The 13,066-nt window shown below is 64.9% G+C and carries 9 protein-coding genes; 3 read left to right on the top strand and 6 right to left on the bottom strand.

Annotated elements, in window-relative coordinates; genetic code table 11:
* Positions 1–123 precede the first annotated feature (123 nt).
* The 6 genes from B2W22_RS19230 to B2W22_RS19205 all read right to left on the bottom strand — a co-directional run bounded on the left by B2W22_RS19230 (position 124) and on the right by B2W22_RS19205 (position 6,974).
* Positions 124–375 carry a GlsB/YeaQ/YmgE family stress response membrane protein gene (locus B2W22_RS19230; protein WP_008158223.1) on the bottom strand — a complete coding sequence of 84 codons (252 nt, stop codon included), beginning with the start codon at positions 373–375 and terminating at the stop codon, positions 124–126.
* Between the two features lie 112 nt (positions 376–487).
* Entirely contained in the window at positions 488–1,102 is a 615-nt protein-coding gene (locus B2W22_RS19225) for an SCO family protein (RefSeq protein ID WP_175126079.1), read from the bottom strand.
* A 180-nt stretch (positions 1,103–1,282) separates the two neighbouring features.
* Complete coding sequence (locus B2W22_RS19220; RefSeq protein WP_286939229.1) at positions 1,283–3,349, bottom strand: M3 family metallopeptidase; 2,067 nt, start codon at positions 3,347–3,349, stop codon at positions 1,283–1,285.
* A 399-nt stretch (positions 3,350–3,748) separates the two neighbouring features.
* The gene (folD, locus tag B2W22_RS19215) at positions 3,749–4,600 is read right to left on the bottom strand and encodes a bifunctional methylenetetrahydrofolate dehydrogenase/methenyltetrahydrofolate cyclohydrolase FolD (RefSeq protein ID WP_286939227.1); all 852 of its coding nucleotides are present in this window, start codon (positions 4,598–4,600) and stop codon (positions 3,749–3,751) included.
* Entirely contained in the window at positions 4,597–5,223 is a 627-nt protein-coding gene (locus B2W22_RS19210; RefSeq protein ID WP_056570132.1) for a response regulator transcription factor, read from the bottom strand. Before B2W22_RS19210 ends, folD begins: the two co-directional genes overlap by 4 nt.
* Complete coding sequence (locus tag B2W22_RS19205; RefSeq protein ID WP_105238467.1) at positions 5,220–6,974, bottom strand: PAS domain-containing sensor histidine kinase; 1,755 nt, start codon at positions 6,972–6,974, stop codon at positions 5,220–5,222. Before B2W22_RS19205 ends, B2W22_RS19210 begins: the two co-directional genes overlap by 4 nt.
* Positions 6,975–7,326: 352 nt before the next feature.
* Here B2W22_RS19205 and aceE point away from each other — a divergent pair, with 352 nt between their 5' ends.
* From aceE to B2W22_RS28455, 3 genes are all read left to right on the top strand, one after another.
* Positions 7,327–10,035, top strand: coding sequence for a pyruvate dehydrogenase (acetyl-transferring), homodimeric type (aceE, locus tag B2W22_RS19200; protein WP_175138964.1), 2,709 nt, complete (start codon positions 7,327–7,329; stop codon positions 10,033–10,035).
* Between the two features lie 12 nt (positions 10,036–10,047).
* A complete protein-coding gene (gene aceF / locus B2W22_RS19195) occupies positions 10,048–11,727 on the top strand; it encodes a dihydrolipoyllysine-residue acetyltransferase (protein WP_286939225.1) in 1,680 nt (559 codons plus the stop codon).
* A gap of 12 nt (positions 11,728–11,739) precedes the next feature.
* On the top strand, positions 11,740–13,066 hold a 1,327-nt coding region (locus B2W22_RS28455; protein WP_349679463.1), incomplete at its 3' end, for a dihydrolipoyl dehydrogenase family protein.

Here is a 13,066-nt window from a genome sequence, read left to right as displayed (position 1 = left end):
TACCAGGAGCGGCGCGCTTGGCGCCGCTTATGGGCTGCTTATAGGGCCATTCCTGGCGCCTGCAATGCAAAACGGGCCGATCTCGCGATCGGCCCGTTTTTCTTTGCATGCAGGACGCAGACGTCAGGTGCGCTTCTTGGCGATCAGGCCCACCACGAACAGCACGATGATCGCGCCGACCACGGATCCGATCCAGCCAGCGGGTTCGCCGGGCTGGTACCACCCCAGCGACTGGCCGAGGAAGCCGGCAACGACGGCGCCGATGATGCCCAGAATGGTGGTCATGATGATCCCCATGTTCTGGTCCCCGGGCATGATGGCGCGGGCGATCAGACCCACGATGAACCCGACGATGATCATGATGATGATGCTCATGCGCGTACTCCTTACTAGGGAAAAGGGGGCGAAGTGGATTGATGATACCCACGGATACCCGCACCCCGTACGCCACCGTTGTAACAACTGGTGTGCGGACCAGCGCGCCGCGTCAGGAGGTCAGGTCGATGAGCTGGCGCACGTCCTTGGTAAGCGTCTCGATGCTGTCGGTGTCTGAGGCCAGCAGGCGCGCCTTGCCGTCCTTGTCGAAGATGTACACGCCGCGGCTGTGCGTCACCTCGTACATGTCGGCGTCGTCCCCGGGGCGGGGCTTTTCTATCTGGTAGGCCACGCGATAGCGGCGCGCCAGGTCAGCCACCTGCCGTTCGTTGCCCGTCACGCCAATGGCGTTGTTGTTGAAGGCGTTGACGTAGGCCTGCAGGATGTCCGGCGTGTCGCGGTGCGGGTCCACGCTGACGAACAGGATGCGCACGTCCTTGGCCTTGTCGCCCAGGTTCTGCAGCACCGCGGTCAGCTGCGCCATGGTCGTCGGGCAGATGTCCGGGCAACTGGCGTAGCCAAAAAACAGCAGCACCGTCTTGCCCTTCAGGTCGTCGCTGCTGACCGTCTTGCCGCCCGCGCCGGGCAGCGAGAACTTCAGGTCGGGCAGGTGGCCCTTGACGTTGTAAAGCGTCCAGTCCACGTTCCTGTCGCCGCAGGCGGCAAGAAACACACACAAGCTCAACAGCAGTCCGCGAAAGAAGCGGCCGGTAATCAGGTGTCGCATGGGTCCAGTAGCCGGAAGGGGGTAAACCTTTCGGATTCTACCTGCAGGATCTGAGGAGAGTGGCATACGGCCGCCATGCCTTGTGCCCGCGCAAGTCCGGAGCAAAAAAACGGCCCGCGCGATGGCGGGCCGTCTTGGCAGGCGCGGCGTGCGACAGGCGTCAGGTGTCTGACACCGCCATCAGCTCGCCGTCATCCCGCTATGACGCAGCAGCGCGTCAATGCGCGGCGCGCGGCCGCGGAATGCGGCGAACGATTCGGCCGCCGGGCGCGAGCCGCCCACGGCCAGCACTTCGCGGCGGAAACGCGCACCCGTCTCCGGATCCAGCGTGCCCAGCGCGTTGCCGGCCTGCCTGGCGGCGGCTTCCTCGAAGGCCTCGTACGCATCCGCCGACAGCACTTCGGCCCACTTGTAGCTGTAGTAGCCCGCGCCATAACCACCCGCGAACAGGTGCGAGAAGGCGTGCGGCAGGCGATGCCATTCGGGCGGGAACAGCACGGCAACTTCCTTGCGCACTTCCTGCAACAGCGCCAGCACCTCGGAAATCGACGCGCCCTTGCTGCGATCGTGCATCAGCATGTCGAACAGCGCGAATTCAATCTGGCGCACGGTCTGCATGCCGCTCTGGTAATTGCGGGCGGCGACCAGGCGGTCGTAGAGCGCGCGCGGCAGCGGCTCGCCGGTGTCCACGTGCGCCGACAGCTTCTGCACCACGGCCCATTCCCAGCAGAAGTTCTCCATGAACTGCGAGGGCAGTTCGATGGCGTCCCATTCCACGCTGGCAAACGCCGCGGCGCCGGGCTCGTCGACTTCGGACAGCAGCGCGTGCAGCGCGTGGCCGGTTTCGTGGAAGAGGGTGATGACGTCGTCGTGCGTCAGCACGGCCGGACGGTCGCCGTTGGGACGCGAGAAATTGCAGGTCAGGTACGCGATCGGCGTCTGCACCTTGCCGGCCACGACGCGGCGCGTACGCTCGCTGTCGACCCAGGCGCCGTTCTGCTTGCCGGCGCGCGCGTACAGGTCCAGATAAAGGTGGCCGATCAGCGCGCCTTCGGGGCTTTCGACCCGCACGCCGCGCACGTCGCCGTGCCAGGACGACACGGGCGTTTCGGTCAGACGTACGCCAAACAACGTCTGGATGACGTCAAACAGGCCAGCCAGCACGCGCGGTTCGGTGAAGTATTGCTTCACCTCGTCTTCGGAATACGCGTAGCGCGATTCACGCAGGCGTTCCGAGGCGTAGGCGACGTCCCAGGGCTGCAGGCTGTCCAGCCCCAGCTCGCCGGTGGCGTAGGCGGTAAGTTCCGCCAGATCGCGCTGCGCGTACGGTTTGGCGCGGGCGGCCAGGTCGCGCAGGAACACGGTGACTTCCTGGGCGTCGCGGGCCATGCGCGTCTGCAGGCGCAGCGCGGCGAAGGTGCCCAGACCCAGCAGGCCCGATTCCTCGGCGCGCAGCGCCAGCAGTTCTTCGATCAGCGGGGAGTTGTCGAACTTGGCATCGCCCTGTTCGGACGCCACGGTGCCGTAGCCACGGTACAGCGCCTCGCGCAGCGAGCGATCATTCGCGTACTGCATGACGGGCAGGTAGCAGGGCATCTTCAGCGTGAGCTTCCAGCCGGCCTTGCCGTCTTCCTCGGCCGCGGCGCGCGCGGCGGCAATCACGTCCGCCGGAACGCCGGCCAGGCGGTTTTCGTCTTCAACGATCAGCGACCACGCATCGATGGAATCCAGCACGTTTTCAGAGAACTTCTGCGACGCCTGGGCCTCGCGGTCGGAAATCGCGGCATAGCGTTCGCGGTCGGCGCCTTGCAGTTCGACGCCGCTCAGGCGGAAATCGCGCAAGGCCATTTCGACGATGCGGCGGCGCACCGGCGACCAGGACGCGAAGTCGGGTGCGGCAGCCAGCCGCTGGTATTGCTTGTACAGGCCTTCGTGCAGGCCGACCCAGGTCGAAAACTCGGTGACCAGCGGCAGGGCGGCGTTATAGGCTTCGCGCAGTTCGGGCGTGTTGACCACGGCATTCAGGTGGCCAGCCACCGACCAGGCGCGCCACAGGCGCTCGGACGCGGTGTCCAGGGGCTCGGCCACGGCTTCCCAGGTGGGCGCGAGCGCGGGGTCGGCGGCGTGGTCGACGGCCTTGCGGGCAATGCCCAGCAGTTCCTCGACGGCGGGAACGATATGCGCGGGTTTGACGGCCGCGTAATCGACCAGTTCGGACACGGGAGCGAGCAGGGGGTTCTGGGTCATGGTGTTACCGGCTTATTGAGTGGCAGGCGGCGCGCCAGGCGCGCCGGCGAAGGCGATAAGGATCAGGTGAGGGCGATCGGCCTGAACGCAAGGGCTGACCAAGATGTGCGGAGGGTGCCTCAAGCTGCGGCAGGTGTCTGACACCCTTGAGGCATCCGTTCAATCTGAAGCGCGTCTCACACGGGTGTCAGACACCGAGTTTCATGCTTGTGCTTCAAGCTGCGGCAGGTGTCTGACACCCCTGAGACGCCCGTTCAATCTGAAGCGCATCTCACACGGGTGTCAGACACCGAGTTTCAAGCGCATGCATTCAAGTTGCGGCAGGTGTCTGACACCCTTGAGACGCCCGTTCAAGCTGAAGCGCATCTCACACGGGTGTCAGACTCCGAGATCCACGCTTCAACCCGCAGCGCGTTCGGCCGCTTCGACCGTATTGACCAGCAGCATGGCGATGGTCATCGGGCCCACGCCGCCGGGCACGGGCGTGATCGCGCCGGCCACTTCCTTGGCGGACGCAAAATCCACGTCGCCGCACAGCTTGCCGTCGGCGCCGCGGTTGATGCCCACGTCGATGACGACGGCGCCGGGCTTGATCATCGAGCCGTCGATCATGCCGGGCTTGCCGGTGGCGACAACCAGCACGTCGGCGCGGCGGGTCTGGGCCGCCAGGTCGCGCGTCTTGGAATTGCAGATCGTGATGGTGGCGCCGGCCTGCAGCAGCAGCATGGCCATGGGCTTGCCCACGATGTTGCTGGCGCCGACGATGACGGCCTCAGCGCCGCGCAGCGTCACGCCTTCCGATTCCAGCATCTTCATCACGCCGTACGGCGTGCAGGGACGGAACAGCGGCTGCCCGGTCATGAGCAGGCCCGCGTTGCTGATATGGAAGCCGTCAACGTCCTTCTCGGCCGCGATGGCCTCGATGACCTTGTGGGCGTCCATGTGCTTGGGCAGGGGCAACTGCACCAGAATGCCGTGGATGCTGGGATCCTGGTTCAGCACGTCGATGCGGGCCAGCAGTTCGGCCTCGGTCATCTCGGCCGGGTATTGCTCTTTCACGGAATGCAGTCCGGCCTTTTCGCAGGCCGCGACCTTGTTGCGCACATACACCTGCGAGGCGGGGTCCGCGCCGACCAGCACGACGGCCAGGCCGGGGCGGGTGCCTTTTTCGGCCAAAGCCGAAACACGGTGGGCGACTTCTTCGCGAATGCGCTGCGAAAGGGCCGCGCCGTCAATAATCCTTGCGGTCATGCGTGTGCCTCGGGTTTGGCCAAGGCCACTTTCATCAAATCTGCAACGGTGGTCACTTCAAGTTTTTCCATAATGTTGGCGCGGTGCGCCTCGACGGTCTTGATGCTGATGCCCAGGTCGTCGGCGATCTGCTTGTTCAAGCGGCCGGCGACGATGCGCTCCAGCACCTGTTGCTCGCGCGCGGTCAGGCGCGCCAGCATAGCTTCGTGGTCCTTCTGGGCCTGGTGCTTGCTCACGCGCTGCGTGGCCTGCTCCAGCATGCGCGCCACGATTTCGCGCAGGTCGGATTCGTTGAACGGCTTTTCCAGGAAGTCGACGGCGCCTTTCTTCATGGTGGACACCGCCATCGGCACGTCGCCGTGGCCCGTGATGAACACGATGGGCAGCGGCGCGTTGCGGATGATGAGCTGTTCCTGCAGCTCCAGGCCGCTCATGCCGGGCATGCGCACGTCGGCGATCAGCACGCCGATCTGGCTGGCGTCGTAGTCTTCCAGGAAGGACTCGCCGCTGGCGTAGGCGCGAACGCGGTATCCATTGGCTTCCAGCAGCCAGCGCAGCGAATCGCGGACCGCTTCGTCGTCATCGACAATGAATACCGTGCTCGACAGGTGGGGCGTGTTCATGCGTGCAACTCCTCGGACTGATCGTTCTGGGCCTGCGTCTGGGTCGCAGCGCAGGGCAGGGTGAAGCGGAAGATAGTACCGCCGGCGGGATTGGGGTCAGCCCACAGGCGGCCGTGATGCGATTCGATAATGGTACGGCAGATGTTCAGCCCCATGCCCAGGCCCTGCGACTTGGTGCTGAAGAACGGTTCGAACAGGCGCTCGGGTTCGGCAAGGCCGTGGCCGCGGTCCACCACGGCCACCTCGATATGCTGCTCGTGAAGAATTACGGCAACCTTAAGCTCGTCGGACTCGCTCTTTTCCATGGCTTCCAGTCCGTTCTTGAGCAGGTTCAGCAGCACCTGTTCGATCAGGATGGGGTCGGCCAGGACGTCCGGCGCGTTGGACGGCACGAAGCTGTCGATGCGGATGCGGCGCTTGCGGGCGTCGATTTCGGCAAAGCCGATGGCGTTGTCGACGATGCGGCCGATGGCGACGCGCTGGCGGCGCGGTTCACTGCGCTTCACGAATTCGCGGATGCGGCTGATGATCTTGCCGGCGCGCTCGGCCTGGGACGCCGCCTTTTCCAGCGCGGGCAGCAGCATGTTGGGACTGGTGTGGCCGGCCTTGACCAGCGCCACCGCGCCCATGCTGTAGTTGGCGATGGCCGTCAGCGGCTGGTTCAGCTCGTGCGCCAGCGACGAGGCCATTTCCCCCATCGTGGTCAGGCGGCTGGTGAGCTGGATCTTTTCCTGCTGCACGCGCGACGCTTCCTCGTGGCCGCGGCGCTCGGTGATGTCGCGCGCCACCTGCATGCGCACGCGGCGGCCGTCCGTCCAGGCCAGCATGCGGTGGTGCACTTCAAACCAGCGCTGCACCGACGGCGCAAAGACCTCGACTGATTCGTCGGTGAAGCGGCCGCGGCGGCCGGCCAGCAGTTCGTCGTGGCCGCCGGTCTGCGCGCCGAACACGCGGCGGTACGTGCGGTTGGCGAACAGCAGTTCCAGCCCGTCGTGGGTGTCGGCCGTGACCGAAATGGCGTCGTCCAGGCCTTCCAGCACGGTCATGAAGCGCTCGTGCGCGGCGGTCAGGGCCTCGCGGATGCGCTTGGGCTCGGTGATGTCCGTCATGGACGTCATCCAGCCGATCTGGTTGCCATTGGGGTCCAGCAACGGGGACACATACATGCGCGCCGTGAAGCGCGAGCCGTCACGCCGCTGCGCCTCGACTTCCAGGCCGCTGCTGGGGGTCTTGCCCGACATCAGCACGTCCAGCGTGTGCTGGTGTTGTTCGTGGCGGCCCGGCACCCAATACGGGAAGGGTGGGCTGCGGCCGATCAGGTCGGCTTCGTTCCAGCCGATCATCCGGCAGAACGCCGGGTTCACGTAGGCGATGCGGCCTTCCATGTCGAGCACGCGCATGCCCGTGGACATGGAGTTTTCCATGGCGCGCCGAAAACCCGTTTCGGCAATGAGCGCGGCCTCGGCGGTGGACCGGAAGCGGGTGTAGCGCCACAGCATGAGCAGGCTGATGACAATGACGCAGGACAGCGCCAGCACGACCCAGATCAGGCGTTGCTGACGCAGCTCCTGGTCTATCGTGACAAACATGACACTGTCGTCATGGATGCGCTGCAGCCAGAAGAACACCGCCATCACACAGATATAGAGGATCAGCACCATGGCGGGCGTGACCCAGTACACCCCGCGCCGCCGGGTGCGGGCGTGGTCGTGGAAAGGCGTGGGTATGTTGGACTTGGGCGCGCTGGACATGGAATTCGGGGCCGGTAGACCGCGCATTTTAGTGCGTGTTGGGAGGGAATTGCCGGGAATCAAGTCCACCATTCGGCGTAGACCGTAAAAAGTATGGCGTTCAGCGATTCAGCTTCTGTTCAACTTTCCGCATTATGAAATGCCGTACCGCAACATGAAATTTTCCTTGCGACCGGTTAATCTTCTTTCTTAGAATGCCGCCTGACAGGAAACCCGCCCCTGGCAGGTCCTTTGAACACCCCGACCCCATGCATTGCATGGTAGCCCGGATGATCCCGGCTACCATGCAATGTCCGCGAGTAGATCAATAAGCGGGTGTGTGGTCACGACGAACCCCAACAGGAGACACACGATGTCCTCTAACGCCCAGGCTGGCGCCGTTCAGGCCGCCAACGACGAAGACACCCTTGAAACCCAGGAGTGGCTCGAAGCCCTGGCAGCCGTCCTTGATCGCGAAGGACCGCAGCGCGCCCATTACCTGCTGGAACGCCTGATCGACGAAGCCCGTCGCTCCGGCGCTCACATCCCGTTCTCGCCCAATACCGCTTACGTCAACACGATTCCCCCCGGCCTGGAGCCGGCGCACCCGGGCAACCTGGAACTGGAAACGCGCATCCGCTCGTACGTGCGCTGGAACGCCATGGCCATGGTGGTCAAGGCCAACAAGCACAACCCGCCCGATGGCGGCGACCTGGGCGGTCACATCGCGTCGTTCGCCTCGCTGGCCACCATGATCGGCTGCGGCCAGAACCACTTCTGGCACGCTGAAGACGAAGGCCACGGCGGCGACCTGGTCTACTTCCAGGGCCACACCTCGCCCGGCATGTACGGCCGCGCCTACCTTGAAGGCCGCCTGACCGAAGACCAGCTGAACCACTTCCGCCAGGAAGTGGACGGCAAGGGCCTGTCCTCTTACCCGCATCCGAAGCTGATGCCGGACTTCTGGCAGTTCCCGACGGTGTCGATGGGCCTGGGCCCGCTGATGGCCATCTACCAGGCCCGCTTCCTGAAGTACCTGCACGCCCGCGGCATCGCCGACACCAGCAACCGCAAGGTCTGGGTGTTCTGCGGCGACGGCGAAATGGACGAACCCGAGTCGCTGGGCGCCATCGCTCTCGCGGCCCGCGAAAAGCTCGACAACCTGATCTTCGTCATCAACTGCAACCTGCAGCGCCTGGACGGCCCGGTGCGCGGCAACGGCAAGATCATCCAGGAACTGGAAGGCGACTTCCGCGGTTCGGGCTGGAACGTCATCAAGCTGATCTGGGGCGGCTACTGGGATCCGCTGCTTGCGCACGACAAGGAAGGCATCCTGCGCCAGATCATGGAAGAAACCGTCGACGGCGAGTACCAGGCGTACAAGGCCAACGACGGCAAGTTCGTCCGCGAACATTTCTTCGGCAAGCACCCCAAGCTGCTGGAAGCCGTGTCGCGCATGAGCGACGAGGACATCTGGCGCCTGAACCGTGGCGGCCATGATCCCCACAAGGTGTACGCGGCCTTCAAGTCGGCCACCGACCACACCGGCCAGCCGACCGTCATTCTGGCCAAGACCATCAAGGGTTACGGCATGGGCCACGTCGGCCAGGCCAAGAACCCGACCCACCAGCAAAAGAAGCTGGAGCTGGACTCGATCCGCGAATTCCGCGACCGCTTCGGCATCCCGATCCCGGACGACAAGCTGGCCGATCTGCCGTACTTCAAGCCGGCCGAAGATTCGCCCGAAATGAAGTACCTGCACGAGCGCCGCGCCGCGCTGGGCGGCTACCTGCCGCGCCGCCGCGCCAAGGCCGACGAGCAACTGAAGGCCCCCGCGCTGGACGCCTTCAAGGCCGTGCTGGAGCCCACCGCGGAAGGCCGCGAAATCTCGACCACCCAAGCCTTCGTGCGCATCCTGAACCAGGTGCTGCGCGACAAGGAACTGGGTCCGCGCGTCGTGCCGATCCTGGCCGACGAATCGCGCACCTTCGGCATGGAAGGCCTGTTCCGCCAGATCGGCATCTACGCGCCGGAAGGCCAGAAGTACACCCCGGTCGACAAGGACCAGGTCATGTACTACAAGGAAGCGGCTGACGGCCAGCTTCTGCAGGAAGGCATCAACGAAGCGGGCGCGATGAGCTCGTGGATTGCGGCGGCCACGTCGTACTCCTCGAACAACCGCATCATGATCCCGTTCTTCATCTACTACTCGATGTTCGGGTTCCAGCGTATCGGCGACCTGGCCTGGGCTGCCGGCGACATGCAGGCGCGCGGCTTCCTGCTGGGCGGCACTGCCGGCCGCACGACGCTGAACGGCGAAGGCCTGCAGCACGAAGACGGCCACAGCCACATCCTGGCCTCGACCATCCCGAACTGCGTGTCGTACGACCCGACGTTCGGTCATGAGCTCGCCGTGATCATCCAGCACGGTCTGAAGCGCATGGTGGAAGACCAGGAAAACGTCTACTACTACCTGACGGTGATGAACGAAAACTACCCGCAGCCCGGTCTGACCAAGGGCGACGAGGAAGGCATCATCAAGGGCATGTACAAGCTCAAGTCGCACGGCAAGGGCAAAAACCGCGTGCAGCTCATGGGTTCGGGCACCATCCTGCGCGAAGTCATGGCCGCCCAGGAACTGCTGGCTGCCGACTGGGATGTCGCTTCCGACCTCTGGAGCGTCACCAGCTTCACCGAGCTGCGCCGCAACGGCCTGGACGCCGAACGCCACAACATGCTGCACCCCGACGAGAAGAAGCCGCAGGTCGCTTACGTCACGGAACAGCTGGCCAAGACGGAAGGCCCGATCATCGCGTCGACCGACTACATGAAGCTCTTTGCGGACCAGATCCGTCCGTTCGTGCCCAAGGGCCGCGAATACAAGGTGCTGGGCACCGATGGTTTCGGCCGCTCGGATTTCCGCGCCAAGCTGCGCGAGCACTTCGAAGTGGATCGCCACTTCGTCGTCGTCGCCGCCCTGCGGGCGCTGGCCGACGAAGGCAAGGTGCCGGTTGCCAAGGTGGCCGAAGCCATCAAGAAGTACGGCATCAATCCGAACAAAGCCAACCCGCAATACGCCTGAGGGTAAAGAGACATGAGCAACATCGTGCAAATCAAGGTTCCCGACATCGGCGACTTCAAGGAAGTGGAAGTCATTGAAGTGCTGGTTGCCGTGGGCGACACGATCAAGGCGGAACAAAGCCTGATCACGGTCGAATCCGACAAGGCCTCGATGGAAATCCCCGCGTCGCAAGGCGGCGTGGTCAAGTCCATCGCCGTGAAGGTCGGCGACAAGGTCGCCGAAGGCGCGGTCGTGCTGGAAGTGGAAGCGGCCGACGCTGGCGCCGCCAAGGAAGAGGCCCCCAAGGCCGAATCCAAACCGGCCGCCAAGGAAGAACCCAAGCAGGCCGCCGCCGCTGCGCCCAAGGCCGAGGCCTCGGCGCCGGCGCCGGCTGCCTCCAGCGGCCCGGTCGATATCGAAGTGCCGGACATCGGCGACTTCAAGGAAGTCGAAGTCATCGAAGTCATGGTCGCGGTCGGCGACACCATCAAGGCCGAGCAAAGCCTGATCACCGTCGAGTCCGACAAGGCCTCGATGGAGATCCCGGCCTCGCAAGGCGGCGTGGTCAAGGAAGTGAAGGTCAAGGTTGGCGACAAGGTCGCCAAGGGCTCGATCGTGGTGGTGGTGGAAGGCGGCGCGCAAGCCGCTGCCGCCCCGGCCGCGAAGTCCGAAGCTGCGCCGGCCCCGGCTGCCAAGCCGGAAGCCAAGGCAGAATCGGCGCCCGCGCAGGCTGCCGCGCCCGCCTCGCGTCCGGCCCCCGCCGCCGCGCTGGAAGACGCCAACCTCAAGCCCGGCCAGTTGCCCCACGCGTCGCCGTCCGTGCGCAAGTTTGCGCGCGAACTGGGCGTGAACCTGTCCAAGGTCAAGGGATCGGGTCCCAAGGAACGCATTACCGCCGACGACGTGCGCGGTTTCGTCAAGCAGGCCCTGTCGGCTGCGCCGGCGGCCGCTGCTGCCGGTGGTTCGGCCGATGGCGCCGCGCTGGGCCTCTTGCCGTGGCCGAAGGTCGATTTCACCAAGTTCGGCCCGATCGAAGCCAAGCCGCTGTCGCGCATCAAGAAGATTTCCGGCGCGAACCTGCACCGCAACTGGGTCATGATCCCGCACGTCACCAACAACGACGAAGCGGACATCACCGACCTGGAAGCGCTGCGCGTCACGCTGAACAAGGAAAACGAGAAGTCGGGCATCAAGGTCACGATGCTGGCCTTCCTGATCAAGGCCGTGGTTGCGGCCCTGAAGAAATTCCCCGAGTTCAACGCCTCGCTGGACGGCGACAACCTGGTGCTCAAGCAGTACTACCACATCGGCTTTGCCGCCGACACGCCTAACGGGCTGGTGGTGCCCGTGATCCGCGATGCCGACAAGAAGGGCATCCTGCAGATCGCCCAGGAAATGACCGACCTGTCCAAGAAGGCCCGCGACGGCAAGATCTCGCCCGCCGAAATGCAGGGCGGCTGCTTCTCGATCTCGTCGCTCGGCGGCATCGGCGGCACCTCGTTCACGCCCATCATCAACGCGCCTGAAGTCGCGATCCTGGGTGTGTCGCGCTCGTCGCACAAGCCTGTGTGGGACGGCAAGCAGTTCGTGCCGCGCCTGATCGTGCCGCTGTCGCTGTCCTACGACCACCGCGTCATCGACGGCGCCGCGGCCGCGCGCTTCAACGCCTATCTGGGTGCGCTGCTGGCCGACTTCCGCCGCATCGCGCTGTAAACGGGGAGCCCTATGAGCAATACCGTTCAAATCAAAGTGCCGGACATCGGTGACTTCAAGGAAGTGGAAGTCATCGAAGTGCTGGTTGCGGTGGGCGACACGATCAAGGCGGAACAGAGCCTGATCACCGTTGAGTCCGACAAGGCCTCGATGGAAATCCCCGCGTCGCAAGGCGGCGTGGTCAAGTCCATCGCCGTGAAGGTCGGCGACAAGGTTGCTGAAGGCGCGGTCGTGCTGGAAGTGGAAGCGGCCTCGGGTGCTGACGCTGGCGCCGCCAAGTCCGACTCCAAGCCGGCTGCGAAGGACGCTTCCAAGTCCGAAGCCCCCAAGGCCGAAGCGTCCAAGGCCGAAGCCTCCAAGGCCGAAGCGCCCGCCGCCAAGGCCGCCGCGCCCGCCGCCGCCACCTACAGCGGTTCGGCCGATGGCGAATACGACATGCTGGTGCTGGGCGCGGGCCCCGGCGGCTACTCCGCCGCCTTCCGCGCCGCCGACCTGGGCCTGTCCGTGGTCCTGGTCGAACGCTACAGCACGCTGGGCGGCGTCTGCCTGAACGTGGGCTGCATCCCGTCCAAGGCGCTGCTGCACAACGCCGCCATCATCGACGAAGCCCGCGAACTGGCTGCCCACGGCATCAGCTTCGGCGAGCCCAAGATCGACCTGGACAAGCTGCGCGGCTACAAGGACAGCGTGGTCGCCAAGCTGACCGGCGGCCTGGCCGGCATGGCAAAGGCGCGCAAGGTCACCGTGGTGACGGGCGTGGGCGAATTCGCCGATGCCAACCACCTGACCGTCAAGGGCGCCGACGGCAAGACCCAGACCCTGCGTTTCAAGCAGGCCATCATCGCCGCCGGCAGCCAGTCGGTGAAGCTGCCGTTCCTGCCCCAGGACGAGCGCATCGTCGACTCCACCGGCGCCTTGCTGCTGCGTGAAGTGCCCAAGAAGATGCTGATCATTGGCGGCGGCATCATCGGCCTGGAAATGGGCACGGTGTACTCGACGCTGGGCGCGCGCCTGGATGTCGTGGAAATGCTGGACGGCCTGATGCAGGGCGCCGACCGCGACCTGGTTAAGGTGTGGCAGAAGAAGAACGCCTACCGCTTCGACAACATCATGTTGAAGACCAAGACGGTGGGCGCCGAAGCCAAGAAGGACGGCATCTACGTCACCTTCGAAGGCGAGGGCGCACCCAAGGAACCGCAACGCTACGACCTGGTGCTGCAGGCTGTCGGCCGCAGCCCCAACGGCAAGAAGATCGGCGCCGACAAGGCGGGCATCGCCGTCACCGACCGCGGTTTCATCGAGGTCGACCGCCAGATGCGCACCAACGTGCCGCACATCT

This window comes from Achromobacter sp. UBA4530 (assembly GCF_002388205.1).
Lineage (GTDB): Bacteria > Pseudomonadota > Gammaproteobacteria > Burkholderiales > Burkholderiaceae_B > Achromobacter > Achromobacter animicus.
The sequence above is the reverse complement of the archived record's forward strand: the minus strand, read 5'-3'. Positions and strand labels throughout refer to the sequence as shown.

Coding starts and splice junctions, on each gene's coding strand:
- B2W22_RS19230 (WP_008158223.1), bottom strand. CDS start 375: ATGAGCATCATCATCATGATCATCGTCGGGTTCATCGTGGGTCTGATC.
- B2W22_RS19225 (WP_175126079.1), bottom strand. CDS start 1,102: ATGCGACACCTGATTACCGGCCGCTTCTTTCGCGGACTGCTGTTGAGC.
- B2W22_RS19220 (WP_286939229.1), bottom strand. CDS start 3,349: ATGACCCAGAACCCCCTGCTCGCTCCCGTGTCCGAACTGGTCGATTAC.
- folD (WP_286939227.1), bottom strand. CDS start 4,600: ATGACCGCAAGGATTATTGACGGCGCGGCCCTTTCGCAGCGCATTCGC.
- B2W22_RS19210 (WP_056570132.1), bottom strand. CDS start 5,223: ATGAACACGCCCCACCTGTCGAGCACGGTATTCATTGTCGATGACGAC.
- B2W22_RS19205 (WP_105238467.1), bottom strand. CDS start 6,974: ATGTCCAGCGCGCCCAAGTCCAACATACCCACGCCTTTCCACGACCAC.
- aceE (WP_175138964.1), top strand. CDS start 7,327: ATGTCCTCTAACGCCCAGGCTGGCGCCGTTCAGGCCGCCAACGACGAA.
- aceF (WP_286939225.1), top strand. CDS start 10,048: ATGAGCAACATCGTGCAAATCAAGGTTCCCGACATCGGCGACTTCAAG.